This is a genomic window from Streptomyces sp. NPDC043876 (assembly GCF_056435825.1).
This window is the reverse complement of the sequence record NZ_JBWKDV010000020.1, coordinates 14,352-39,071: the sequence shown is the minus strand read 5'-3', so window position 1 is coordinate 39,071 and position 24,720 is coordinate 14,352. Positions and strand designations below refer to the sequence as shown.

The 24,720-nt window shown below is 70.3% G+C and carries 25 protein-coding genes and 4 pseudogenes; 14 read left to right on the top strand and 15 right to left on the bottom strand.

Features of this window, described 5'->3' with window-relative positions:
• Positions 1-197 precede the first annotated feature (197 nt).
• The 3 genes from AC0693_RS36790 to AC0693_RS36780 all read left to right on the top strand — a co-directional run bounded on the left by AC0693_RS36790 (position 198) and on the right by AC0693_RS36780 (position 3,885).
• Positions 198-1,595 (top strand): MFS transporter, encoded by a 1,398-nt coding sequence (locus AC0693_RS36790; RefSeq protein WP_478804330.1) that lies wholly within the window; start codon positions 198-200, stop codon positions 1,593-1,595.
• Between the two features lie 125 nt (positions 1,596-1,720).
• Positions 1,721-2,449, top strand: coding sequence for a response regulator transcription factor (locus tag AC0693_RS36785; protein WP_478804329.1), 729 nt, complete (start codon positions 1,721-1,723; stop codon positions 2,447-2,449).
• Positions 2,446-3,885 carry a sensor histidine kinase gene (locus AC0693_RS36780; protein WP_478804328.1) on the top strand — a complete coding sequence of 480 codons (1,440 nt, stop codon included), beginning with the start codon at positions 2,446-2,448 and terminating at the stop codon, positions 3,883-3,885. Before AC0693_RS36785 ends, AC0693_RS36780 begins: the two co-directional genes overlap by 4 nt.
• A 4-nt stretch (positions 3,886-3,889) precedes the next feature.
• Here the strand turns inward: AC0693_RS36780 and AC0693_RS36775 are convergent, their stop codons facing one another.
• Complete coding sequence (locus tag AC0693_RS36775; RefSeq protein WP_478742406.1) at positions 3,890-4,858, bottom strand: TAXI family TRAP transporter solute-binding subunit; 969 nt, start codon at positions 4,856-4,858, stop codon at positions 3,890-3,892.
• Positions 4,859-4,898: 40 nt separating this feature from the next.
• Positions 4,899-5,096, bottom strand: coding sequence for a hypothetical protein (locus AC0693_RS36770; RefSeq protein WP_478804347.1), 198 nt, complete (start codon positions 5,094-5,096; stop codon positions 4,899-4,901).
• Here AC0693_RS36770 and AC0693_RS36765 point away from each other — a divergent pair.
• Positions 5,032-5,351, top strand: a pseudogene (locus AC0693_RS36765) (transposase family protein); the annotation flags it as partial. The gene AC0693_RS36770 and the pseudogene AC0693_RS36765 sit on opposite strands and share 65 nt — an antisense overlap.
• A 633-nt stretch (positions 5,352-5,984) precedes the next feature.
• Here AC0693_RS36765 and AC0693_RS36760 read toward each other — a convergent pair.
• Together AC0693_RS36760 and AC0693_RS36755 are read right to left on the bottom strand one after the other, a co-directional pair.
• Positions 5,985-6,358, bottom strand: a pseudogene (locus tag AC0693_RS36760) (transposase); the annotation flags it as partial.
• Positions 6,355-7,209, bottom strand: a complete 855-nt coding sequence (locus AC0693_RS36755) for an ABC-2 transporter permease (protein WP_478804327.1) — start codon at positions 7,207-7,209, stop codon at positions 6,355-6,357. The gene AC0693_RS36755 and the pseudogene AC0693_RS36760, both read right to left, overlap by 4 nt.
• 34 nt (positions 7,210-7,243) lie before the next feature.
• On the opposite strand from AC0693_RS36755, the gene AC0693_RS36750 reads away from it, so the two are divergent.
• Complete coding sequence (locus tag AC0693_RS36750; protein ID WP_478804326.1) at positions 7,244-7,714, top strand: MarR family winged helix-turn-helix transcriptional regulator; 471 nt, start codon at positions 7,244-7,246, stop codon at positions 7,712-7,714.
• Between the two features lie 161 nt (positions 7,715-7,875).
• Here the strand turns inward: AC0693_RS36750 and AC0693_RS36745 are convergent, their stop codons facing one another.
• Complete coding sequence (locus AC0693_RS36745) at positions 7,876-8,385, bottom strand: MarR family winged helix-turn-helix transcriptional regulator (protein ID WP_478804345.1); 510 nt, start codon at positions 8,383-8,385, stop codon at positions 7,876-7,878.
• Positions 8,386-8,652: 267 nt separating this feature from the next.
• Between AC0693_RS36745 and AC0693_RS36740 the strand changes: the two genes are divergently transcribed.
• The 3 genes from AC0693_RS36740 to AC0693_RS36730 all read left to right on the top strand — a co-directional run bounded on the left by AC0693_RS36740 (position 8,653) and on the right by AC0693_RS36730 (position 12,135).
• On the top strand, positions 8,653-9,726 hold the full coding sequence (locus AC0693_RS36740; RefSeq protein ID WP_478804325.1) for an alkene reductase: 1,074 nt from the start codon (positions 8,653-8,655) through the stop codon (positions 9,724-9,726).
• 45 nt (positions 9,727-9,771) lie between these two features.
• Positions 9,772-10,710, top strand: coding sequence for a Rossmann-fold NAD(P)-binding domain-containing protein (locus AC0693_RS36735; RefSeq protein ID WP_478804324.1), 939 nt, complete (start codon positions 9,772-9,774; stop codon positions 10,708-10,710).
• Positions 10,711-11,451: 741 nt separating this feature from the next.
• Positions 11,452-12,135 (top strand): maleylpyruvate isomerase N-terminal domain-containing protein, encoded by a 684-nt coding sequence (locus AC0693_RS36730; RefSeq protein ID WP_478804323.1) that lies wholly within the window; start codon positions 11,452-11,454, stop codon positions 12,133-12,135.
• Positions 12,136-12,277: 142 nt separating this feature from the next.
• On the opposite strand, the gene AC0693_RS36725 is transcribed toward AC0693_RS36730, so the two are convergent.
• The 3 genes from AC0693_RS36725 to AC0693_RS36715 all read right to left on the bottom strand — a co-directional run bounded on the left by AC0693_RS36725 (position 12,278) and on the right by AC0693_RS36715 (position 13,104).
• Positions 12,278-12,538 carry a hypothetical protein gene (locus AC0693_RS36725; RefSeq protein ID WP_478804322.1) on the bottom strand — a complete coding sequence of 87 codons (261 nt, stop codon included), beginning with the start codon at positions 12,536-12,538 and terminating at the stop codon, positions 12,278-12,280.
• Entirely contained in the window at positions 12,535-12,840 is a 306-nt protein-coding gene (locus AC0693_RS36720; protein WP_478804321.1) for a DUF6247 family protein, read from the bottom strand. The genes AC0693_RS36725 and AC0693_RS36720 overlap by 4 nt, the downstream gene beginning before the upstream one ends.
• Positions 12,841-12,939: 99 nt before the next feature.
• Positions 12,940-13,104, bottom strand: a complete 165-nt coding sequence (locus tag AC0693_RS36715) for a hypothetical protein (protein WP_478804320.1) — start codon at positions 13,102-13,104, stop codon at positions 12,940-12,942.
• 326 nt (positions 13,105-13,430) lie between these two features.
• Between AC0693_RS36715 and AC0693_RS36710 the strand changes: the two genes are divergently transcribed.
• From AC0693_RS36710 to AC0693_RS36700, 3 genes and pseudogenes are all read left to right on the top strand, one after another.
• Entirely contained in the window at positions 13,431-14,756 is a 1,326-nt protein-coding gene (locus tag AC0693_RS36710; RefSeq protein ID WP_478804319.1) for a serine/threonine-protein kinase, read from the top strand.
• An 864-nt stretch (positions 14,757-15,620) separates the two neighbouring features.
• The gene (locus tag AC0693_RS36705) at positions 15,621-16,352 is read left to right on the top strand and encodes an aminoglycoside phosphotransferase (RefSeq protein WP_478804318.1); all 732 of its coding nucleotides are present in this window, start codon (positions 15,621-15,623) and stop codon (positions 16,350-16,352) included.
• A gap of 64 nt (positions 16,353-16,416) precedes the next feature.
• Positions 16,417-16,560, top strand: a pseudogene (locus AC0693_RS36700) (IS21-like element helper ATPase IstB); the annotation flags it as partial.
• 2 nt (positions 16,561-16,562) lie between these two features.
• On the opposite strand, the gene AC0693_RS36695 reads toward AC0693_RS36700, so the two are convergent.
• Positions 16,563-17,348: a GNAT family N-acetyltransferase gene (locus AC0693_RS36695; protein WP_478804317.1), complete on the bottom strand. Its 786-nt coding sequence runs from the start codon at positions 17,346-17,348 to the stop codon at positions 16,563-16,565.
• 604 nt (positions 17,349-17,952) lie between these two features.
• On the opposite strand from AC0693_RS36695, the pseudogene AC0693_RS36690 reads away from it, so the two are divergent.
• Positions 17,953-18,171 (top strand): annotated as a pseudogene (locus tag AC0693_RS36690) (IS30 family transposase); the annotation flags it as partial.
• 114 nt (positions 18,172-18,285) lie between these two features.
• Here the strand turns inward: AC0693_RS36690 and AC0693_RS36685 are convergent.
• The 5 genes from AC0693_RS36685 to AC0693_RS36665 form a co-directional block, all read right to left on the bottom strand.
• Positions 18,286-19,611: a hypothetical protein gene (locus AC0693_RS36685; protein WP_478804316.1), complete on the bottom strand. Its 1,326-nt coding sequence runs from the start codon at positions 19,609-19,611 to the stop codon at positions 18,286-18,288.
• A 53-nt stretch (positions 19,612-19,664) separates the two neighbouring features.
• Entirely contained in the window at positions 19,665-19,892 is a 228-nt protein-coding gene (locus AC0693_RS36680) for a hypothetical protein (protein ID WP_478804315.1), read from the bottom strand.
• Between the two features lie 500 nt (positions 19,893-20,392).
• The gene (locus tag AC0693_RS36675) at positions 20,393-21,073 is read right to left on the bottom strand and encodes an esterase/lipase family protein (RefSeq protein WP_478804344.1); all 681 of its coding nucleotides are present in this window, start codon (positions 21,071-21,073) and stop codon (positions 20,393-20,395) included.
• A 77-nt stretch (positions 21,074-21,150) separates the two neighbouring features.
• Complete coding sequence (locus AC0693_RS36670) at positions 21,151-21,354, bottom strand: hypothetical protein (RefSeq protein WP_478804314.1); 204 nt, start codon at positions 21,352-21,354, stop codon at positions 21,151-21,153.
• An 89-nt stretch (positions 21,355-21,443) separates the two neighbouring features.
• Positions 21,444-21,587: a hypothetical protein gene (locus tag AC0693_RS36665; protein WP_478804313.1), complete on the bottom strand. Its 144-nt coding sequence runs from the start codon at positions 21,585-21,587 to the stop codon at positions 21,444-21,446.
• A 292-nt stretch (positions 21,588-21,879) separates the two neighbouring features.
• On the opposite strand from AC0693_RS36665, the gene AC0693_RS36660 reads away from it, so the two are divergent.
• Positions 21,880-22,854 carry an L-threonylcarbamoyladenylate synthase gene (locus tag AC0693_RS36660; RefSeq protein ID WP_478804343.1) on the top strand — a complete coding sequence of 325 codons (975 nt, stop codon included), beginning with the start codon at positions 21,880-21,882 and terminating at the stop codon, positions 22,852-22,854.
• A gap of 19 nt (positions 22,855-22,873) precedes the next feature.
• On the opposite strand, the gene AC0693_RS36655 is transcribed toward AC0693_RS36660, so the two are convergent.
• A complete protein-coding gene (locus AC0693_RS36655) occupies positions 22,874-23,509 on the bottom strand; it encodes a carbonic anhydrase (protein WP_469320198.1) in 636 nt (211 codons plus the stop codon).
• Positions 23,510-23,946: 437 nt separating this feature from the next.
• Between AC0693_RS36655 and cseB the strand changes: the two genes are divergently transcribed.
• Positions 23,947-24,684 (top strand): two-component system response regulator CseB, encoded by a 738-nt coding sequence (cseB, locus tag AC0693_RS36650; protein WP_469338535.1) that lies wholly within the window; start codon positions 23,947-23,949, stop codon positions 24,682-24,684.
• Positions 24,685-24,720: the final 36 nt, after the last annotated feature.

Sequence of the window (24,720 nt, the reverse complement as noted above, 5' to 3'; positions counted from 1 at the left end):
CCGAAGCCGCCTGCGGCGACCACGCGAAGCGTCTCGCTCGTACTGCCCGCCACCGGCCGGAGCTTCCTTAGCGGAACGTTAGATCTGTGTGCCGGTCCTTGTCCGGCTCCCGCGGCGGACGCATGCTCTGGTCGGCACTCCCCCACCACCGGGGCCGTTTCGCCGTCTTCCACCAGGGACTTCCGACTGGAGCCGCCATGTCCTCCTCCGCCGTCCTGCCCGCGCCGCCGCCCGGGGACGAGCGCAAGAAGCGCCGCCTCGCCCTGATCGGGGGCTCGCTCGGCAACCTCGTCGAGTGGTACGACTGGTTCGTCTACGCCAGCTTCGCCATCTACTTCGCCGACTCCTTCTTCCCCGGCTCCAACCCGACCACGCAGCTGATGAACACGGCGGGCATCTTCGCCGTCGGCTTCCTGATGCGGCCCGTCGGCGGCTGGATCCTCGGGCGCGCCGCCGACCGGCACGGCCGCAAGAGCGCGCTCACCCTCACCGTCACCATGATGTCGGTGGCCGCCCTGCTGATCGCCGTGGCCCCGACCTACGGGCAGGCCGGCTACTTCGGCGCTCTGGTGCTGCTGCTCGCGCGCCTGCTCCAGGGCATGAGCATCGGCGGCGAGTACGCGGCCAGCGCCACCTACCTCACCGAAGCCTCGGCCCGCGACCGGCGCGGGCTGGGCTCGTCCTTCCAGTACGTGTCGATGACCTGCGGCCAGCTCCTCGGCCTCGGCATCCTGATCACGCTCCAGCACACGCTGACCACGGCCCAGCTGGAGGACTGGGGCTGGCGCATCCCGTTCCTCGTCGGGGCCCTCTTCGCGGTGGTCGTCTTCTGGCTGCGGCGCCGGCTCCAGGAGACGGACGCGTTCAAGGAGGAGTCGTCGGGCGAGGACGCCCACGACGACAGCACGCGCGGCACGCTGAAGGCCCTGTGGCAGCACCGGCGGCAGGCCGGTCTGGTCATGGCGCTCACCCTCGGCGGCACGGTGGCCTACTACACGTACACCACCTACCTCACCAAGTACCTGGTCGGCAGTGCGGGCCTGCCGAAGACGACCGCCACGCTGGTCAGCTTCACCGCGCTGACCCTCTTCGCCGTGCTGCAGCCGTTCGCCGGGATGCTGTCCGACCGGATCGGGCGCCGCCCCCTGCTGATCACCTTCGCGGTCGGCTGTACCGTCGGCACGTACCCGATCATGACGGCCCTCGGATCGGTGTCCTCGTACTGGTCCGCGCTGGGGCTGTCGCTGCTCGCCCTGGTGATCGTCACCGGCTACACCTCGATCAACGCGGCGGTCAAGGCCGAGCTGTTCCCCACCCACGTGCGCGCTCTGGGTGTGGCGCTGCCGTACGCCGTCGCGAACGCGCTCTTCGGCGGCACGGCGGAGTACGTGGCGCTGTGGTTCAAGGACAGCGGCCACGAGAAGGTGTTCTTCTGGTACGTGTCCGGCTGTGCGCTCGTCTCCCTCGTGACGTACGTGCTGATGCCCGACACCCGCAACGCCGCCCTGAGCCGCTCCGAGGCGGACACCGACCGGCAGGAGCCCCGGGCAGCCGGCGAGGACCGTCCGGCGGCCGCCGTCGATGCCGGGCGCTGAACCGAGCCGATGACCCGGGGCGGCGGCTCCCGTAAGCTGCCGCCCCGGGCCCCGCCGGGCCCGCTCGTCCGGCAACGGCCGGACGGGCAACGAGTCACGGCTGACCGGGTACGGGGAATCTGTCGATGCACGCGCTTCTCGTCGAGGACGACGACCGCATGGCCCACGCGCTCGGCACCGCCCTCGCCCAGCGCGGGCACACCGTACGCAGGGTCGGGCGCGCGCTGGACGCCCTGCGGCTCGTCCATGAGGCCGAGTTCGTCCTGCTCGACCTCGGCCTGCCCGACCTGGACGGGCTGGAATTGCTGCGGCGCCTGCGCACGGTGTGCGACGCGCCGCTCATCGTCGTCACCGCGCGCTGCGAGGAGCGCGACATCGTGCAAGGGCTGCGGGCCGGCGCCGATGACTACGTCGTCAAGCCGTTCCGGATGGCCGAGCTGATGGCCCGTATCGACACCGTACGCCGCCGGACCGACACGCACGCCGGGCGATCGGGCGCCGACGTGGCGGAGGCAGGGGGCCGCCCCGTGCGCGCGGGGGACGTCGAGATCGATCCGGCGGGGCGCAGGGTCACCGTCGCAGGGGACGAGGTGAGGCTGACGCGGAGGGAGTTCGATGTGCTGGCGTTCCTGGCCGCCCGGCCCGGGGAGGTGCATGCCCGGGAGGCGATCCTGGACCGGATCTGGGGCGACGTCCTCCTGGCCGCCTCCCGCTCGCTGGACGTCCACGTGGCGGGCATCCGCGCCAAGACGGGCCGCTCGGAGCTGGTGCGGACGGTACGGGGCTTCGGCTACCAGCTCGGCTGCCCGACCGCGCCCGACGAGGCGGCCGGAGCCGGGGACGGCCGGCTGTGAGGCGCAGGCTTCTCACCGTGCTGATGGTCCTGATGGGAGTCGCGGCGCTGCTGCTCTGCGTTCCGCTCTCCGATGCGTACGCGCGCGGACGGACCGAGCACCTGCTCCTGCAACGGCGCTCGGAGGCGGTGCGGTTCGCGGACCTCGCCGACCGGGCGCGCACCGGGGCCGACCGGGCGGAGCTGTCCGCCGAGATCGACCGGTACGCCCAGTTGTACGGCGCTGGAGTGCTCGTGGTCGACACCGCGGGAGCAACGGTGGCACGGGCGGGAGCGGCCCCCGCCCTTGGCCTCCCGGCGGCCGGCGGCGCCCCGGGCGCCGCCTCCGGCGCAGCCTCGGCCGTCTCTTCGGAGGCCGTGGAGGCCGTGCGGCGGGCCCTCACCGGCCGCTCCACCGACCGGCTGCCGGTCGTCCGCCCGTGGGGTCCGGCGTCGGTGGTTCTCGCCGAGCCGGTGGGCCGGGACGAGCGGGTGAGCGGGGCGGTGCTGTTGGCCGTGCCGACCGACGCGGCGCGCCGGGACGTGAGCGCGCGCTGGTCGCTCATCGCCGCCGGGGCGGTCGCCGCCTTCGCGGCCGCGGCGCTGGTGGCGGCGGGGATCGCGCGCTGGCTGATGCGCCCGGTGCTCGATCTGGACCGGGCCGTGGAGGGGCTGACGGCCGGGAGCCTGCACACCCGGGCCGTCTCCGACACCGGGCCGCCGGAACTGCGCCGGCTGCGGAGGCACTTCAACACCATGGCCGAGGCCCTGGCCGACTCCATCGGCCGCCAGCGCGACTTCGTGGCCGATGCATCGCACCAGCTGCGCAACCCGCTGGCGACCCTGGTGCTGCAGCTGGAGAACGTCGAACCGCACATCGCCCCCGGACCCGGCCACGCCGAGCACCGCCGCGCCCTGGACGAGGCCGAGCGCCTGGAAGAACTGCTCGACGGCCTGCTGGCGCTGGCACGGGTGGAATCCGGCGCGGCGGAGCCGGCGGACCAGGACGTGTCCCGGGCGGTACGGGAACGGGTGGCGGCCTGGACTCCGGTGTTCCGCGAGGCCGGGCTGGAACTGGCCGCCGCGGGCCTGCCCGAGGGGCTGCAGGCCCGGGCCCTGCCCGACGCGGCGGGCCGCATCCTGGACGCGCTCCTCGACAACTGCGTGAAGTTCGTAGGGGCCGGCGGCCGGGTCGAGGTGACGGCGACGCGGGGTACGGACGGCAGCGCCGTCGTAAGGGTCGCCGACGACGGGCCTGGCGTACCGGAAGCACAACTCGGCCTACTGCTACGGCGTTTCGCGCGTTCGCCGGAGCACCAGAACGTCCCCGGCAGCGGCCTGGGGCTGGCCATCGCCGACGAGATCGCCCGGAGCAGCGGCGGCCGCCTGGGCGTCAGCGGCAACACCCCCCACGGCCTCGTCGTCGAGCTCATGCTGCCCCCGGCGCCGCCCGCGTGAGGATTCAGCCGTACACCGACCGGTAGTACGAGACCGCGCCGGGGTGGAGCGGCACCCTCCCGGTCGAGATGGCGAAGCGGGGCTCCAGCCGCGCGCCCGCCGTCACCTCGCCCAGCAGACTGCTCCAGCTCTCGAAGACGGCCTGGAGCAGGGCGCGGACCGCCCCGTCCGCCACGCCCGCACGGGCCAGGAGGTAGTTGCCGACACCGATGGTCCCGACCGGTTCCGTCAGCCGGTAGGCCCCGGCCGGCAGGGTGACCGCCGTGTAGACGGGGCCGTAGCGCTCGCGCAGCGCGCTCACATGGCCGTCCAGCGGCAGGAACCGTACGGCCCGCTGCGCGGCCAGTGCGGACAGCGCCGGGGTGGGCACGCCCCCGGACCAGAACAGGGCGTCGACGACGCCCTCGCTCAGCGCCGTCGCCGAGTCTTCAAGGCCCAGGTGCCGCTCGTCCACCGGCGAGGGGCCGCCGGTCAGGCCGGCCGCCCGCAGTACCCGTCCGGCCACCACCTGGACCCCGGAGCCGGCCGCGCCAGCGGCGACCGGCCGGCCCGCGAGCTCGCCCACCGACCGCACCGGCCCCTCCGCCGGGACGAGCAGGTGTGTGTAGTTGACGTAGACCCGGGCCAGTGCGGTCACCCCGGACGGCCGGGAGAACGGCTCGCGGCCGAGCACCGCGTCCTCGGCGGCATCCGCCATGGCCAGTGCGAGGTCCACGGAACCCCCGTCCAGCTTCCGCAGGTTGTCCACGCTGGCCGCGGTGCTCACCGGAATGATCTCCAACCCGCGGCCTCCGCCGGCGACGGCCCGGGCCAGGGCCTGCCCGAAGGCGTTGTACGGGCCGCCCACGGGCCCCGTGGCGAGCCGCAGCCGCCGGACGGGACCGGGAGAGCGCGCGCACCCGCCCAGTGCTCCCGCGGCCCCCGCCAACCCGGCGGCCATCAGTCGACGGCGGCTCACCTCTGCACTGGTCACGGAGGCAGCGTAGCCACTGCCACGGCGGTGCGGCGGTGCGTCAGAAGCTGCTCATGCTCGCGCTGGTGACGGCGCACTCCTTGTACTCGCTGCCGTCGCCCTTGCCGGTGTACGGCGTGGTGGCCTCGGTCTGCCGGGAGGCGCCGGCCTTGACCGAGAGGGCGTTCACCGTGGCGCTGCCCTGCTCCACCCATGACCTGACCGCCGCCCGCACCCACGGCATCGTCGAAGCACTCACCGACGCTGGCCTCAAGTGCTGTGCCGACAAGGCATACCAGGGCGCCGGGAGCTCCATCCGGGTGCCCTTCCGCGGCTGTCGCCTCAAGCGGTGACAGCGCCGCCACAACAGCACGCACACCAAGATCCGCTGCCTCGGCGAGCAGGCCATCGCCGACCTGCAGGGCTGGCGTCTCCTGCGGAAGCTTCGCTGCAGCACCAACCGATCACAGCGATCGTCCAGGCCGTCCTCGTCCTTCACCACGCGTCAGCGTGAGGTTGTAAGAGGCTTACTGGCCGTTCACCCGCTGGCCGCTTCGTGCCACCCCGATGTGACCGCCACCGCAGCCACGCAGGCACCCAGCGGCTCCATGCAGCAGTCGCTGGTCACTCTCCTGGACTCCTGACACACCGCAGCGGCCCATGGTCATCGCCCCCCCATGCAGCTGCAACGGAGTCGCGCCGCAACCCCGGAACCGTCTGGTCGCGTGAGCGTCCTGTCGTGCGGCTCAGGCGTTCACCTGCCGCCGGGCGATGGCTCGTCGGGGTGCGGCGTGATGCATCGGCAGGTGTCCTGCGGAGGCTTGGAGACGCTGCAACCACAGGGAAGCCATGCCGAGCAGGCCGGTAAAAACTGTCAAAAGAAGGGCGGATACCCACATCTGCCGGCTCCCGGGATGAACCCACCCCGTCCAGACCGTGGCAACCGCCCACAACAGGACACCTGCCGTGTACAAGGTGCGGACTCGGCGCAGTTGCCGTACGCCCCGCAGGAACCTGAGGTGTTGCGTCTTCGATGCCATGTCGACCCGTGTACCCCAATCCCGGCCCTCCACCGGCGGCCGGCCTTCTCTCGTCCACCTCAGAGAGGGTCTGATCCACGGCGGGGGGGGTGGCCCTATGGGTTCGGTCAAGCTGATGGGGCGGGTTGCAGGTCGTAGAAGGTGCCGTCGCGGAGCATCGCGAAGAGCACGTCCGCTCGTCCTCTTGCGAGGCAGAGGAGTGCTTGAGTGTGGTGCTCGCCCTGGCTGATCTTGTCGTTGTAGGCCTGGAGACAGGGTCGGCCAGGGCCGCGAGGGCGGAGAGGAAGAAAGCCCGTTCGAGCTGCTTGTTTCCGCGCCTGGATGGTCGTTCGCCGCGGATCGACGAGCCGGAACTTCGGGTCGCTGGGGCGCGGCCGGCGTAGGCGGCGAGGTGGGCGGCGGACGGGAAGCTGGATCCGTCGCCCACGTCGATGAGGATGCGGGCTCCGATCCTGACGCCGATCCCCGGCATGGACGTCACCCGGTGCGCAGCCGGGCCTTGCGCGCGCTGCGGGTATCGCTCAGGTAGAGGAGGGCCACACAGGCGATGATCCACGCGGCCAGCACGGCGAGGCCGGACCGCAGGCCGTCATCGTGGAAGTAGGACATGCCTTGGAGAGCGCGCACCCCCGCGCCGACAGGGAGCGCGCCGGACAGCGGATGCAGCCAGGCAGGCAGGTAGGAAGCGGGCATGACGCCGCCGCTGGTGGCGTTGCCGAAGATCAGCAGTACGACAGAGGCGATGGCGGCGCCCGCTGATCCGGTCCATTTCACGATCGCCATGGTCGCGCCGCCCGCTGCCATTGCCATCAGGCCGGTCACCGCGGCGGTTCCGGCGAAGGAGCCGGGGAGGGCCCCGAAGCCGGTGTCTCCCGCCAGAAGGGCGATGATGACGCCTCCGAGGGCGCCGAAGAGGGCGAGGCTGGCGATGCGCTGGCGAAAGCGCAGGGCGGGTGCGGCCTGGTAGGCCATCAAGCCGAACAGGTAGCCGGCCAGGACCAGGCCGAAGGCGGCGTAGAACACCGACAGGCCGCGGGTGTCGCCGTCGGATACCGGAAGAATGTCCTCGCCGGTCGGGGGCCGCGTACCGGCGGTTGCGGTCTGAGCGAAGGCGGCGGTGAGGGTGCCGGTGACCGAAGGCCCGTTGGCGCCCGCGTACAGCAACTTGCCGCCGTCCTGGCCGTCGCCGGGGAGGTACGCGGCGTATATCTCGCGGTGCTCTACCGCTTCGCGCGCCGCCGCTTCACCACTGTAGGTGCGCACGTCGAACCCGCCGGATACGGACCGCTCCAGAGCGTCCTCCACCCGGTGCGCCTGCGCGGCAGTGCCCACGACGGCGATGGGCCTGACAAGTTAGGGCCCTCGCGTGAACGAGCAGTCCCTGCACACCGGCTATCTGGCCTGGCACTTCGCCCAGGCCATGGGCGCGCGCCTGGAGAAAGAACTGCGCACTCTCGAGCTGAATCTCGCGCAGTACAACGCCCTCCAGCACGCCGATCGCCGGCCGGGGATCTCCAGCGCCGATGCCGCCCGTCAAGCCGGCATCACCGCTCAGTCCATGGGCTCTGCCGTGGCCAGCCTCACCGACCGCGGGCTACTCACGCGCTCGCCCCACCCCACCAACCGCCGCATCCTGTGCCTGCACAGCACTTCCGACGGCTCCCGCCTCCTGGAGCAGGCACGAGATGTGGTCCGCCGGGTCAATGAAGAGGCACTGGCGGTTCTGGAACCCCAGGAGCGGACCTCGGTGCATCAACTCCTCCACCATCTGGTCACCCATCTCAACCCCGGCGCCTTGCCCCCCACCTCCGGTCCCACGGGAACGCCCGAACCGTAAGGACCCACCGCCACACCCGCGCGCCGCCCCCGCACGGCCGCCCCGGCGCACGCGCGGGGGCAGCCCCGCTCTCGTCAAACATCAAAGCCACACGACGCGAAACGGATCCGGGCTGCCAGAATCAGGGCGAAACATCGGTCGACTGTGCACCCGGGTGTCGGCTACACCTGAGGGGCCTGCCCCGTAGGTGAAGCCGCCTGGCCGCCGGTTTCCTGTTGCGCATGCCGGGCCGCGGCAACGGCCAGGCTCGCCTCGATCTGCTCCAGAATCTGGACAGCCTCGGCCTGCCGCTCCTCGGGCAGCTGCCCGGCGGTACATTCCTCCAGCTCCGCCCAGACCTCGTCGACCCGGTGGCGCAGGGCGAGGCTTGCCTCGGTGGGCTCGATGATGGTCGCCCGCTTGTCGGTGGGGCTGGGCCGCCGACGAACGAAGCCCGCGTGTTCGAGCCGCTTGACGGTGCGGGTCATGGTGGCCGCGTCGGAACCGAGCAGCCGGACCAGGTCGATCTGACGCTGAGGCCCCAGATCCCACAGCTGCATCATCACCAGTTCTTGACCAGGGTGAAGGCCGACCCGGCGCAGCAGCTGCCCGGCGAGCATGCGGTGCAGGCGGGCCACTCGGATGATCGCGTGGGCCATCGGCCCGGCCTGGACCGAGGGTGGCAACGGCATGCGAGACGCCTCGACAGCGTCAGGCCGGGAAGCCTCGGAGTCTCGGCCGATCATGTGATGCTGCGCTCCTTCACGTAACTGCTCGGGCATCTATATCGCGAGTCTATCGCTTCAGACCGGCCAGGACCGAGCCCGTTTAGTGGCAAAACTCCCCCTCCGCAGCCGAGTCGCACGGGGCGGAATGCCCCAGCGGGTTTACTTGTTCGAGCAGGTAACGTACCCATGTCAACGGTCCTGCGAGGGGCCCGTACGAACGAGGAACGAGACATGAACAAGGCTTTCACCCCCTACGACCTGGCCGGTACCCGTCTGGCCAACCGCATCGTGATGGCGCCGATGACTCGCAGCCGTGCCTACGGGCCGGGCCTGTCCGCCACTGATTTGATGGCCACCTACTACGGGCAGCGCGCCGGTGCCGGCCTGCTCGTCACCGAGGGCACCCAGCCGTCCGCGGTCGGTCAGGGCTACCCGAACACCCCCGGAATCCACTCCGCCGAGCAGATCGAGGCGTGGAAGAAGGTCACCGGCGCCGTTCACGAGCGCGGCGGGGTGGTCTTCCTGCAGCTGATGCACACCGGGCGGGTGGGCCACCCGAGCCTGATGGGCCTGACCCCCGTCGGGCCTTCTGCGGTCAGGGCCGCGGGCCAGGTCTACACGAACGAAGGCCCGCAGGACTTCGTCACCCCGTATGTGCTGACCGAGGCCGAGATCGCCCAGACCATCGCCGACTACGCCATCGCCGCCCGCAACGCGGTCGAGGCCGGATTCGACGGCGTGGAACTGCACGGCGCCAACGGCTACCTGATCCACCAGTTCCTCGCCCCGAACTCCAACACGCGTACCGATGGATGGGGCGGCTCCCCCGAACGCCGCATCCGGTTCGCGGTGGAGACGGCGAAGGCCGTGGCCGAGGCGATCGGACCGGAGAAGGTCGGCTTCCGTATGTCGCCCGGCAACCCCCTCAACGACATCGCCGAGACCGACCAGGACGACGTGGAGGCAACCTACTCCGCCCTGGTGGAGGCACTGGCCCCGCTGGACTTGGCCTACCTGCACCAGATGGAGGCCGCCGGGGCGCGAGAGCTGACGCTTCGGCTGCGCCGCCAGTGGCCGGGCACCTTCATCCTCAACCCGTTCACCGGCACCGAGCCCACCGGCCCCCAGGAGCTGGACCTGATCGAGGACGGCACCGCCGACCTGATTGCCTACGGCGCCCTGTTCCTGTCCAACCCCGACCTGCCCGAGCGCCTCGAACGCGGCGGCCCCTTCAACACCCCAGACCGGGCCACCACCTACGGCGGCGACGAGCACGGCTACACCGACTACCCCGCCCTGCCCTGACCCGGCACACCCAACCAACCGGACCAAGGAACGAAGGCACCCGCAATGAACACCCGCCCCCACAGCTCGGCAGCACCGAAGAGGCCCAAAGCGCGGCTGAACGGCACCGTCGACCGCACGACCACCATCGGTGCCCCCTCCCTCGAACAGCTGGACCTCACCTCCAAGCGGGTGCTCGTCGGCGGCGGGACAGGCGGCCTGGGCCGCGCCGTGGCCCAGCAGGCCCTGGCCCTCGGCGCCCAGGTGACCGTGGTCGGACGGACCTTCCGCGACCACGCCACCGACCGGCCCACGTTCGTCCAGGCGGACCTGTCCTCGATGCGCGAGGCGGTCCGGCTCGGCAGGGAGCTTCCCGCGGAAACCTACGACGTCGCCTTCTTGTCGCTGGGGATCATGGCCGCCAAGACCCGGGAGGAAACCGCCGAAGGAATCGAGCGGGACCTTGCCGTCAGCTACCTCAGCCGCCTCGCCCTCCTGCAGGGCCTCAGCCCCAGGCTGGGAACCGGCCGCCCGGACAGCGCGCCCCAGCCGCGGGTGTTCATCATGGGAGCACCCGGGAACGGCAACATCGGCCGGCTCGTCGACCTGAACTCCGCGCACGGCTACAAGCCGATGGCCGCGCACATGAACACCGTCGCCGGCAACGAGATCCTCGTACTCGCAGGGCACCGCAGACTGCCCGGGCCGGCGTACTTCGGCCTGAACCCTGGATTGATCAAGACCGATATCCGCTCCAACTACCTGGGGGAGGGCAGCCTTCTGCACCGTCTGGCCGAAGCCGTGGTCGGACTGGCCGGCCCCTCCCCCCAGACCTACGCGGCCAGGATCGTCCCCCTGCTCTTCACTGACGACCTCAACGGCCGCACCGCCCTGATGTTCAACAACAAAGCCCAGGCCATCCGGCCAAGCGCCGGACTCAACACGCACTACAACGAGCGCTTCCTGGAAGCCTCCGAAGCACTCCTGCACCGCGCCACCCGCTGATCCCAGGAACCGCCACCTCCAAGACCGCGTTTCACGTCCCAAGGAGAAACCCCCATGACGTCCACCGTCATCGACGTCCCGAGCCTGCCTGCCGGGTTCGCCGACACCTTCACCAGCCGCACGTCACCATCCGGGAAGTGACCCTGCCGCCGTCGTCGGCGGCGACGGCCAGCCACTGCTGCTCCTGCCCGGCTGGCCCCAGTTCTGGTACAGCTGACGCCTGGCCATGCCCGCTCTCGCCAGGCACTTCACCGCCATCGCCCCCGACCTGCGCGGCATGAGTGCCAGCGGCACCTGGCCGTTGGCGTGCATCGGCCGGGAGGCGCTCGCCTCCGACAGACCCGACAGGACGGCTCTACGGGGCGACGGCTCATGAGCTGTCCGACATCGGGTGTGCAGACGGGTGCGTAGGTAGATGAGGGCGTTGAAGTCCGCGATCTGCGGGAACCGGGCCGGCGGACGGTGGACCAGGAGGTCGTCGCCGACTCCCACCGCTCCTACGCCTCGACAATCTCCCGCACCGCGGGAACGTTCCGCCAAGGGCAGCCGCACCCCAACCCGGCCCGTCCCACACGCCCAGGCGGCTGACCGGGGGCGGGCCAGTGGAGGTCGCCCCGAGACGCCATCAGCTCCGGTCGGCTCATACGCGCAGCGGCCACCCGGCCCGAATACCTCTTTCCGACGCGGACGGGTGGGCCGGCGGGGTGTCCTTTGACAGGCCGCCGTCTTATCCTCGCGGGGATGCCTTACGAGGAAGAAGGACAGCGTCCGGCCGACGTACTGCGCGCGGCCTACGGTGCCTTCGACGCCGTCGTCACGACCATCACAGATGAGCGGTCGTGGCTGTCGACCGGCTGCGCCGGCTGGTCGGTACGCGACCTGGTCTTCCACTGCCTGAGCGACGCGCAACGCGGCCTGGTGGCGCTGCACACGCCTGCCGAAAGGACGCCGGACCGCGACGCGGTCACCTATTGGGAGGATTGGCGCCCGGACGCCGTGGGCGCGGCCAACGGCCGGAGGTTCACGCGGGTCGTCGCCAGCATGTTCTTGCACGTCGATCAGCTGTACGAGCTGTATTCGCAGACGGCAGCCGCAGTGGTTGACGCCGCGGCCGGTGCGGCGCCCGACCAGTACGTCGCCACCCAGGGCCACGTGCTGAGTGCCGGTGATCTGATCCGCACGCTGGCCGTCGAGGCGACAATCCACCATCTGGACCTCGTCGTGTCGCTTCCCGATGCACGAGGACCCTCGGCGGAAGGGCTCGGCCAAACGCGCCGTACGTTGGACGGGCTACTGGGCCGCCCGGTGCCGGTGCCGTGGGACGACGCGCAGTACGCGCGCGTGGCGACCGGGCGCGCGTCGTTGTCTCCTAACGACCGGGAGCGCTTGGGTGTGGACGCCGCCCGATTTCCCCTGTTCGCATAGCCGACTGCCACAGTCGGAGAGGGCCGGCAGGACCCGTTCCACGCAACGGGTCCCGCTGCTGGCCCCCCTACGGTCCGATCGCCGCCGGAAGATACCTGCGGTGACACAGAGCGGTCAGCTCTTGCTGGGCAGGGGCCGGGTTCTATCCGAGCCAGATGACGCTCAGGACGGTCAGCCGGTGCAGGGGCCGGTTCACCCAGTAGGTGAGGGACAACTGGCCGACGGACGCGTAGCGCACGTCCTCGCCCTCCGGGTCGTTCCCGTGCCAGGGCCGGAAGCCCCACGGGTCGGCCGCGGCGGCGTCCAGGACGTCCCACACGATGTCTTCGGCGTGTTCGGGCAGAGTGTCGAGGATCTTCGCAGCGGGGGCGGAGAAGCGGACCGCGTACGGCTGTTCGGTCACCGGCGCCGTCCCCGCAGCTCCGCCATGTCGATGGCGTCGCTGTCGTCACATCCGGAAGCGACGAACGCGTCGACCGCCGGCGCGTGGGCGAGGCGGCCCTGCCAGTCCTGGACGACCGTGTAGAGCCCGGCCAGGGAAAATGTGCGGCGCGACGCCTCCAGCGCGGCCGCCCACTCCCTCTCGAAGGCCGGGACCCACTGTGCCGCGCGCTGGTCGGCGCGCAGCTTGGCGAGGAGTTCGGCCGGCGCGCCGGGCGCGGGTGCGTATGAGTGGGCGGGTGTGTGTTCGGGCTGAGCGGTCACGGGCTCCTCCTGGCGGGTCTCGCCACCACGGTAGTGGCCACCCGGCGTCCGGGGAGGACTTCACGGATCGTTCGTTCTCCCCGGACAGGCCGTGCGAGGTCAGGCTCGCGGCGCGGTGGCCGTCGTGGCGCCGGTGCGCCGGCGGCGCGCCAGTTCCGCGCAGCGGATCCCGCCGCCGGGATGCCACTCCGTCACCGGCACCGCCCGGATCCCGTGCTTCGGGGCCTTTCGGGTATCCCGGACGGTGAGATCCAGTGGGCTCATGCCGACTCCCCGGAAGCTGGACGCCGAGCGCGAGAAGGGCGGTGTCGTGGGAATCGGGGGCGGCGGGCCGCCGCCGACCCGCGCAAGCGTACCCAGGCCGGACGACTGCTGAACCGCCTACGCGCGGACGCCGCCAACGAACCGGCCGCCTACGGCTCAGCCGGACCGACGCTTCCTGAGCCGTCACCGGCTACTGGAGACGGAGCCGCCGCTTGAGTGCTGGCCGGCGCTTTTCCCGTATGCCGGGTAAGGACTTCCGGAGCCTGGTGTAGCGCGACTTGAGCGGGGTAGGCGCGCGCCACTGCCCGTGAGTAGAGGAGGACCCCATGCCCGCCCGGTCCGCCCCAGAACATGGAGTACCGCCTGTAGGCGAGACTGTCCTGGGCGGCCGTTACCGGCTCCTGGGCCCCATAGGTTCGGGTGGGACGGCGGACGTGTTCCGCGGGATCGACGAGGTGCTGGGCCGTGAGGTGGCCGTCAAGGTGTTCCGCGTAGACGCGGATACGGTCACGGCCGACCGCTTCTGCGACGAGGCCCGCACACTGGCCCGTCTTTCCCATCCCGCTCTGGTTACCGTCTATGACGCAGGCCGACATGGCCAGGGCGCTTACATGGTCACGGAGTTGATCCGCGGCGTCACCCTGCGCACCCGGATGGACGCGGGCCCCCTGGGCCCCGTCCAGGTCGTGAGGATCGGTGCCGACATCTCCTCGGCCCTCGATCACGTCCACGCCCACGGCGTCATCCATCACGACGTGAAACCCTCCAACATCCTCCTGGGTGAGGAAGGTTCGCCCCACCTGGCCGACTTCGGGCTCTCAAGAACCATCTACGACCACTCCCACAGCGCGCCCGACACCCTTGTCGGCACCCTCGCCTACATGGCCCCGGAACAGTTCCTGGGCGAAGGCGCCAGTACGGCCAGCGACATCTACGCCCTGGGAGTGACCCTCCTGGAGGCTCTCACCGGCCGACGCGAGTACCAGGGAAGTCCCATGGAGATCGGGACCGCCCACCTCTTGCGTCGCCCCCATATACCTGAAGGACTACCGAAGGACCTCGCCCGCCTGCTCGAAAAAATGACGCACCAGGTCCCCGCGGCACGCCCCGACGCCGACGCCGTCCACCAGTGCCTGCAGGACATGGCGGATACACCACGACCCCGCACCCCAGTCGGCGCCGCGCTCCACAGCACCACCAGGCATCGCTCCCACCCCCTGCCCTCCGCCGCTGACGCCGCCCGAACGCACGAACAGTCACGGACTGGGACTGCCCGAGGCCGCCGTCCGCTCTGGTGGGGGCTTGCGGCGGCGAGCGCCGCGGGCACCTGCGCGCTCGTGATGGGCGGCATCCCAGCAGCCAAGAACCCACCCGTCACCGCTCCCACCCATGAGCAGCCCTCAATATCGAAGAACACCGAGGCGACAGCCCCGGCAGGACCCCCTCCAGCAGTGCCCGCACCGCTGCTCCCCGACGCCTCGACGTCCCCAGCGCAGTCGCCGGCCGCAGCACCTTCCACTCCCCAACAAACCCAGGCGCATGCCGCTTCTTCCGCGCCTCCGGCCACAGAACGCCGGTCGAAGGCTCCCGCGGAGGGGAAGACGAAAGAGATCCCCGGGAAGGCCAAGGGCAAGAAGGACAAGGGGCGGTGATCGACCGCCGCACCGAGAGCGCACCAGCACCTGGGAGTGCTCGGTGGGCGGGGACTGCTCCCCCATACACCGATGAGTCAAAGAAGGGGAAGGGTCCGGGCACCAGCATGCCCTCGGCGATGGCCAGCACCGCGTCCATGCCGCTGATCCGCAGGAGCTGGGTGATCCTGTCAGCTCGGGGGCCAGCCAGGATCAGGCGTCCGGTCCGGTGAAGTACACGGAAGCGGGCACAGCGCCGTCCTGCAGGAGAACGCCTACCGCACCCTCGGGGCAGGCGCCGAACTCGTCCGTCGTCCACCTCTCCCGCTCGCCCACACCCTCACCCTCACCCTCACCCTCACCCTGGACCCATGGTGTCCCTCCGGCTGTCTCGGTCCCCGGAAACCGCGGAAGGCCCCAGGGTGACGATGCCGCAGCAGCACCCGGAAGCGGAGTTATGCGCGTCACCAACACAGGCCTACCGGATCCCACCCACCAGGAATGCAAAACCCAACAGCTGATCACGTCAGCACACAGGCCATAGAGATCCCCTCTGCGCGAGCGGCTAGCCCGAGAAGGCTCGACGGGCCGTTCTCGGCCAATCCGTTCAACGCCCGGCGGCGGATGACCGGCTGGCGGTAACTTCCCCGCCATGACACTTGCTGTGCCAGACGTCCAGGCGTCCACCCGCCCCACGTCCAATCCGCCCAAGCCGAGGCCGGATACCGCTCCCACCCGCCCGGACAAGAACCCGCCGTTCCCGCCGAATAACCCCCAGCAGCGCAGGCGCTGACGGTCATGCGCGTTGATCGTCTCCCGTTCGAAGCGCTGCCGGAGGCGACCCGGCAGACGATCGCGGACCGAGTGGGAGAAGGATGCCAGAGCGTGGCGGTGGAGAATGGCACCAGCTCCGCGCTCGCCTCCTGGTTCTGGCCGTCGTCGGGCGACGGGATGGTCTTCATCAAGGGCTTGCCGCTGGACCACGAGAGGGTCGACGAGTTGCGGGCCGAGTCGGCAGTGAACTCGTTCCTTCCCCTCAGCGCGCCACGGATACTGTGGCAGGAGGAGGCGGGTGGTTGGCTTCTGTTGTGCTTCGAGGGCCTCAACGCCTCGGCATGGACCTACTTTGGTGACGACGGTGACCATCTGGAATCGGTCGCCGCCGTTCTGCGCGAGCTGAGCCTGCTCCCTGCTCCGGAGGTGGTGCGACGGACGGCGTGGGAGCGGTGGGGTGACTACTGTGCCCCGTCCGACCAACCGTTCTTGATCGGTGACCGCTTCGTGCACTCCGACCCGGCCGCCAGCAACTTCATGGTCGACCGGGGAGGCCGGGTTTGGTTGATCGACTGGGCATGGGCAATCCGCGGCCCAGCGTGGATCGACGCGGCGCTGTGGGGATTTCGGCTCGTCCTCGACGGAAGGCAGACGGTCGAGCAGGCCGCCCGATGGGCGCAGACCATCCCCGCCTTTGCCGACGCCCCTCGCAAGGCGGTCCGAGTCCTTACCGAGGCTGAAGCGCGCTCTTGGGAGCACCTGCAGGAGGACGGCACGACGGATTTGGAGGAGACGATCGCCGCCGCGCGAGCCTGGGCGGCCTACTGGAAGCAGCAGGTGTGACAGGCCGAAGCGGCTCGGCCTCCCCAGCCCGGCGCGCCGCAATGCGCACCCTCCATGTGAAGCGACCTTCACAGACCCCCGTCTCTGCGCGGCCATCGTCGACCGCCTTAGCATTAACGGCACCATCATCGAGACCGGCACCGACTCCTACTCCTACCGCCTCGCCAGCGCCCGCGCACGAGTCGAAGAGCCGGCCAAGGCCGACTGATCTCAGGGCGACCACACGTAGGGCGTCGTCGTGGTAACCGCGTGCAGGCCAAGGCGGGTAAGGATCGGGGCACTGTCGGCTGAGGCGTCGACGTAGACGTAGGGGACATCGCGGGCAGCCGCGAGTCGGGCTCGGTGAGCGACCATGGCCCGGTAAATTCCCTGCCCGCGCCATTCCTTGAGCGTAGAGCCACCCCAGAGGCCGCCGAAGTCGATGCCGTCCTTGAACACCAGCCAGGCGGCGCAGACGACTTCGGTGCGTGCCTCGGCGACGAGCACGATGGTGTTCTCTGGGGCGTTCTCGATCCGGGCGGCCAGGTCGTCGGCGAGCCAGCCCCAGTCCTCGCCCCAGACGGCGCTCTCCATAGCGGCGATGCGCTGAAGGTCTGACCTGGCGGTGACACGGCGGAGCGTCACGCCGCTGGGCAGGACGGGGTCTGCGGCCAAGGCTGCGGACTGCCCGATGAGCACGGTCTCGCTGTCCTCGGCAACGAAGCCGGCCGCCGTGAGGCGGTCGGTGAGGTCGGCGGGGAGATCATGGGCGCGAGTCTTCCATTCGACCGCCTCACCGCGGGCAGCGTAGAAGTCGCGCTGCCGCGCTATGAGCGTGTCGAGTTCTGCCCCGCGCACACCAAGGTCGCGTGGGCCCGTGACGAAGCCGCGGTGCCACCCGACGACACGGGTCAACGGGCCGTCATTTTCGATTCGGGTACTGCCGCCAGGCGGGGTGACGCCACGGAGCTGGGCGTCATACGCGGTGCGGAGTTCGTTGATCAGAGAGTCCTTCACCCGAAAACCGTACGGGCCGGGTCAAGTGATTAAACGCCTGTCGGGACCACACGAACATCAAGGCTGCTCTCGCTGCCACCACCTGCTCGCCGGCCAGCCACCTGCGGGTGACTGGCCGTTCCCACGTTCGCATCCACAGTGCCTTCGTCTCATCCACATCCCGGGTCTGGTTGATCACCAACCACTTCCGGAAACCGTCGACAAACGCTGTCCACGGACATCAACCAAGCCAGCCTTCCTCCGGCGCGTTCGGAAACGAAGGCGCTCGATGACCGGGAGGCTGGGGCCTGGATCGCGGTGACCGACACGGGTGACCATGTACTGGACGAGCGCGCGGCTGCACGGACGTCCGTCGGTCCGCTCGTCCGTCGGTGCTGGCCCCGTAGCCGGCCGGTGGAAGCGGTCACCGGTGAGTTGGTGGGTTAGTGGTGAGGTGGACCGTGATGAATCCGGGACGGTGACCGGCTGGTGACGGTGACATCCGTGGTGAGGTGCCAGCCGGTTGCCACGGGGAGGAGATACTCCACTGCTGTACCGGCGTATCTCGCTGGCTCGTTGAACTACCAGCACGGTGAGCGTGGCATGAGTGCAACGGTCCACCATCTGCGTCCCCTCCAGCCCCTGGCAGCGCGGGTCCAACGAGAACATGGCCGGACTGCTGCGGCGGCACTTCCCCATGGCCACCGACCCCCGGCACCGCCCCGAGCACCGCCCCGAGCACCTGGACGCCGTCGCAGGCGAACTCAATGGCCGCCCACGTAATGCGCTCGACTGGGAAACCCCAGCCGAGCGCCTCGCCAAGCTCCTCACAACAGCTGCATGACCAGCGGTATTGCCACGACCCCTCGAATTCGCCAACCGCAGGCGGGGCCGTCGTCATATCGTGCTCGCGGACCGGGCCCCGGCCACGGGGGCTGCGGACCGGCGCGGGAGGCCGTCAGGGAGCGGCGACGTAGACGACCTGGCTCACGGCGTTCTCGAACTGCGGCGCGCCGGTGTAGGTCGCACGCCAGTATCCCGCGTCTGTCTGCGGGGCGGTGGTGGAGAAGGCGTAGCCCTCACCGTTCCACCGTGCATCCGGCACGGTGGCAACGGTGGTCCAGCCGCCCTTGCCGGTGGCGGAGTACTGGATGTTCACCGGGATCGTGCCCGGCGTCGAGTTGCCTTCGAACCTCATGCTTCCGCCGATCTCCACGGTCGCGGCATCGGAGCGGGTCGCGGTGAGGGACCGGAACGCGGCGGGCTGTACGACCATGATGTCGACGCTCGCACGGGCGTCGGCCAGGAACAGGTCGTCGCTGTGCCAGCCGACCGCGATCGGGGAGTTGCTCCAGAGCGGTTGGGTTGCCGGGAAGAGCGCGTTGCCGCCTGCGTCCGTGGTGCGCTCGACGAAGTCGCCGAAGGAGTTGGAGGCCACCTTCTTGTCGGCCAGCGGCTGCCAGCCGGTGGGCGAGTTCCAGAGCAGGGTGGCGCTGGTCGAGTTCACCGTGCCCTTGAACGGGACCTTCCGCTCGCTCGGAGTCTCGACGATCTTGGTGGCGGTCTTCTTCACCGTGATCGGGAAGGTCTTCGAGGAGGAATGGTTGTAGAAGATGTGGTTCGGGTCGTACTGGAAGGCCGCTTCGATGCCGTTCTGGTATTGGTCGGTGACCGGGAGCGTGGCGGAGAAGCTGCCGTCCGCAGCGGTCGTCACCTCCGCGTACTCCACGTACGAGCTGACCGCCACGGTCAGCCCGCCCATCGGGGTGATGGCGCCGGAACCCGGCCACTGGCCCATCAGGTGACCGCTGATGGTGACGCTGCGGTGCTGGTAATCGACCGTGGTGCGGTCGACCTTCGTGTCCTTCATGTTCGTCTGCACGGCGTAGGAGAAATAGCCCGCGCCGGCGGCGGAAAGCGTGTCACCGCCCTCGTCGGAGGCCGACACGTCGATGCGGTAGTTGCCCAGGTCCGGCAACTGGATGCGCCCGCGGTTCTTCCACGTACCGTTCTCGGCGGTGCCGGAGGTCAGTTCGAAGTTCCCCACCGTGGCGACGGTCTGCTGGGTTGCCATCGAGTACAGGCTGACCTTGACGTCCTTGACGGCGCTCGGCGCGGTCAAGGCCAGGACGATCTTACCGTTGTTGGTCCAGTCGTTGTGAGCTTCCTGGACCGTGATGCCGGTGACTCCGCTGTCCGCGTGCGCGGCAGTGGTGCCGCCCAGTACGAGACTGCCGGCGGCCAGCGCTGCGGCACAGGCCAGCAGTGCACGACGAGTTGCCACTGTTCCCCCCTTGTAAACCGCTGTGTCGCCTACCGGTGACCAGCAGACGGACGCTACCAGCAGCCCCGCCCCGTCCTCCAACGGGATATGCGGGGACGTGGCGGGGCCGCGGTCACTACCCCGCAGGACTGCGGACGACGACCCTGGCCTTGGTGGCCGTTGAGGGTGAAGAGCCTGCCGAGGGCCTGCGGGCGGCGTTCGACGAACTCGTCGGCCTCGACGAGCAGCGCGAGCGCGCTCGTACGGTCGCCGCCGACGGCTACCGAGGCCGTTGTCGACATGACCATTGCCGGGCCGGCACACGCCATGATGCGGCCTACCGCGTAGAAGCTCAGGAGGATGCGTTGAGCCTCATCAAGGGGGGCTCGACCCGGCTCAATGGCGCGTCGTCGACCTGGAGCAGGTCCAGCGCTTCCGAATCACATGTCGGTGACGTCCGAACCCCGCGGCAGTCTCCGCCGGGCGTTCCGCCCGGCATCTGTCTGCGCGGCCGTTGGGCCGTCTCCCGCACTGAGACCGTCCCCGTCCGCGGCTCCCTCCCGCGCGGTCTTCGCCAGCCCGGATCGAGGGGGATCGCATCGGCTGCGGGCTCCATTACCCGACCGGTCTTTCCGGTCTTGGCAACCCCGGTCCCACCAACCGCGCTGCGCCCACCCCGCACACAACCAACAGCGCCGCCCACCACCGTCTCGAATTGGCCAGTGCTGTCGGCGTTCTGGAGCCGAGGGCACGCCCTCGTCCTTGGTACCGGAGGCGGGCGGTTTCCGCAGTGCTGCGCTGTCTATCGGAGGTGCTTCTTGACCTCTTCGTAGACCGTCTGGTCGGCCTGCAGGTCGCTGTGGCCCAGGCAGCCGGTCGTGTTGTTGACCGCACCATTGAGGGCGACGCTGCTGCCTGGGCTGATGACCATGTCGCACGGTGAGCGCCAGGTGGCGTAGCGGAGGGATCCGGGGGTTTCGTCACCGGAGTTGAGAGCGCTCAGAAAGTCGGATCCCGGGCGCATCTCCGTGCAGGGGGCGCCGCCGCACCAGCGTGCGGCGTCGGTTCCGTGGTTGGGTCCCGCCAGGGAGACCCACGCGTCGACCTTGGCGGTGCCACCGAGGTTCTTGAGGTAGTGGCGGGAGGACAGCGCGCCCATCGAGTGGGTGACGACATCGACCCTGGCCGCTCCGGTGCGCTCCAGGACGCGCTCGATCTCCTCGGCCAGCCGTGCGGCGGTGGTGGCGTTGGACCGTGTGGCGTCGTAGGTCCACGGGTCGAGGTGACCGGCCGGCCAGCCGTCCGCCCGGAAACGGTCGGCCATGATCCTCCAGGTCGAACCGTCGGAGTTCCATCCATGGACGAAGACGACAGGGTCGGGGCGCACCGCCCCGTGCCGGTCCTCGGCCGCGGACGCGGGGACGGGAAGGAGGGACACAACGGCGAGGAAGAGCGCGGACGAGCTCCGCAGCAGGGTTCTGATCACACTCGGCTTGTAGCGCCGCCATTACAGGACCGGCAGGTCCCTTCGCACACACTCACCCGCCTGGGGGCGGCATTTCACCGCAGAAACGTGACAGCACCCAGACGGGCGGGAGAGCGGACCGCCGTCGTACTCAATGTCCCGAACGCGCTCGGCCAGAAGGTGAAGAATGCGGTGCCGGAGCCGTCCAGGTTCGGCACGTCGGCGTCCATCTCACGCCGGGGCCCGACAAAAGACCGCTCCAACAGCGAGCGCGCGAGAAACTGGCTGCGCTGCGCCACGTCCGTGGCAGGGGGGTGCCCGCTCCGCGGACTTCGCCCCGACCACCGGGCTGTCCCCCGGCTGTGCAGGCTGGTAGATGGCATTCGCGTCAGTGGGCCGATGCCCCGAATTCGGCATGCTGCGGGTGGAAGGCGTACTCCGCGTCATCGTCGCTGGCGGGGGCGGGAAAGGAGATTCGGCGTGCCTCCGCCCGCGCTTGCACCATGAGCCGCTCGAACTCTTCGTCAGTCACGGGGTCACCTCACAGAAATCTCCTCGTGAGTGATTCGAGCCCGGGCTGCCTCCGGATTGGTCAGCTCGCCCGTTGCTGGGGAAACTTGGCGCACAGGTCTGGATCGTCGTGCAAGCCCCGCGCACTGCTGCGAGCCGGGGCCGGTGGGGCCGGCTCGCGAAGGGGTGCATCCCGCAGAGGGATCACCGGACCGGGTCGGCACAATGAGGGCTGTAGGACGTGCGCGGTCTTGTCGGCAGCTGCCGGCGAGGTCATGGACGTGGGAGCGCAACAGTGGAGTATTGCGATGGCGATGGCAACGACCAGTGACATCGAGCAGGCGGCCGAGGTGCTGCGCGCGGGCGGTCTGGTGGCCCTTCCGACCGAGACCGTCTACGGTCTGGGCGCGAACGCCGAGTCCCCTGCCGCCGTCGCTCGCATCTTCCAGGTGAAGGGGCGTCCGCCCTCCCACCCGCTGATCGTCCACATCGCCGCCGCGGAGCATCTGGACGACTGGGTCGAGAGCGTGCCTGCGACTGCGCGCGTGCTGGCCGAACACTTCTGGCCGGGACCGCTGACCCTGGTCCTGCGGCGCGGCTCCCGGGTGCCCCTGGAAGCGACGGGTGGGCTGGAGACGGTCGCCGTACGCGTGCCCGCCCACCCTGTCGCCCTCGCGCTCCTGTCGGCCTTCGGTGGCGGCGTCACGGCCCCGTCCGCCAACCGCTTCGGCTCGGTCAGCCCCACCACGGCCGAGCACGTCCGTACGGAACTGGGTGATGCCGTCGACTTCGTGCTCGACGGCGGGTCGTGCGAGGTCGGCGTCGAGTCGACCATCGTTGATGTCACGGGCGAGATCCCGAGCATCCTGCGGCCCGGCGGCGTGACGCGCGAGGATCTCGAAGCGGTGCTGGGGCGCTCGATCGCGGTGCCCTTGACCAGTCATGTCCGGGTACCGGGCCAGCACCCGTCACACTACGCACCGCGTGCGCGGGTCGTGCTGGTCGAGCCGGAGACGGTCGTTGCCGAGGCCGAGCTCGCACAAGGGCTGGGGCACAAGGTCGGCGTCCTTGTGCCTGCCTCCTTCACAGACGTCCCGGTGAAGGCGCACGCCGTGGTGACGGTCCCCGGTTCGATGGACGCCTACGCGCACGGCTTGTACGGCTTCTTGCGCGAGCTCGACCAGCAAGGGTGCGACCTCATCATCGCGTCCCTGCCGCTGGAGGAGGGGCTGGGGCTGGCGATCGCCAACCGGCTGCTGCGGGCCGCGGGGCCCCGGCCCTCCCGGTGAGCGGCTACGCCCGGGACGGTCAGGACCCGGTGGGGACGGCCGCGTCGATGCCGCGGGTGGCGACGAGCTGTGCACTGCCGTCGGCAAGCCGGTAGGACAGTCCCACCACGGCGAGGCGGCCGTCGGCGACCCGTTCGGCCAGCACACGGGAGCGTTCGAGCAGCAGGTCCACGGTGTGTTCTATGTGCTCGGCCAAGATCTCCTCGGCCGTCTCGCGTCCGGCGGCGCGGGCTGCCAGCACGCTCGGGGTCACCCGTTCGACGACGTCCCGGACGAAGCCGCGGGGAGTCTGTCCGTCTTCCAGGGCGGAGCAGGCCGCGGCGACGGCGCCGCACGAGTCGTGGCCGAGGACGACGACCAGGGGCGCGTTGAGGACGCTCACGCCGAATTCGATGCTGCCGAGCACTTCCGTACCGGCGACATGCCCGGCGGTGCGGACGACGAACAGGTCGCCCAGGCCGCGGTCGAAGATGATCTCGGCGGCCAACCGGGAGTCGGAGCACCCGAACAGCACGGCGAAGGGCTGCTGGGACGGTGCGGTCTCGGTGCGGCGGGTGGCGTCCTGGTTCGGGTGATCGGGGGTGCCGGAGACGAAGCGCTGGTTGCCGGCCATGAGCAGCGCGAAGGCGTCGCGGGGCGTCTGGGTCTCATTCATGAACGCAGCCTACGAGGCGGTACCGGCCGTCGTCGCGACCGGTTCCGCCGGAAGGCGCCGGGGCACGTGATGCGGTCGGCCCCGGCACTGCCCCAACGCACCAGGCGCTGTGCGCGCTGTGAGCCGAACGGGCCGTGCTCGGTCACGCTGACGCCGACGGGGGCGCGACCGGCCATGCCCGCTCGACGAGCGGGGCACTGACCCAGCGGATCCACGCCAGGCCTGGGGCCGGTAGTCACCCGACTCCCGCCGGCCTCAGGAGAGGCGGGCTCCTCTGTATCCGGCGGGTATCGGGGAGCGCTCGACCGTCCATCGGTTCGGGTACACGGGCCCCTCGCCGGGGGAACGGCGGCGACCGAGGCCATATCGTTGCTTTCAGGACTTCCGGTCTTCAGATACCCGTGTCCACCGTTTCCGCCGAACAGGAGCCGTACGCCGTGTCCGCCGCCGCCCCGTCTCCCGCCGCAGCGCAACCCGTCCGCGTGCTGCTGGTCGAGGACGACGAACTGATGCGCCGGTCCTTCGCCGTCGCCCTGGAGCGCTACGGATACCAGGTGCGGGCCGCCGCCGACGGGCTGACGGGACTGGAGTCCTTCCGCGACGAGGGCTTCGACCTGCTGATCCTGGACGTGATGCTGCCCGGACTCGACGGGATCGGCCTGTGCCGCAGGGTCCGGGAGAGCAGCCTGGTCCCGATCCTGATGATGTCGGCCCGCGGCGACGGGCTGGACATCGTCGCCGGCCTGGAGGCCGGGGCGGACGACTACGTGGTCAAACCCGTGGAGACGGGCGTCCTCGTGGCCCGCATCCGCTCACTGCTGCGGCGCGCCACCTATCCCCCCTCCCCGCCGCCCGGGCAGAGCGCCGACACGCCGACGCCGTCCGGCGCGGCGCTGCTGGTCTTCGGTGACCTGGCCATCGACACCGGCGGCCTCGAGGTGTCCGTCGGCGGGGTCCCGGTGGCGCTGACCCCGACCGAACTGAAGCTGCTGCTGGAGTTCGCCGCCCACCCGGGCATCGTGCTGGAGCGGCACACCCTGCTGCGCGACGTCTGGGACTACGGCTGGGACGGCGACAGCCGGGTCGTGGACCTGTGCGTGCAGCGGCTGCGCGGGAAACTCGGCCGGGACCGGATCGAGACGGTCCGCGGCTTCGGCTACAAACTCAGGCGCTGAGCCCGGTGCGCCCCTTCGGCCGGCCGCGTCCGGTTC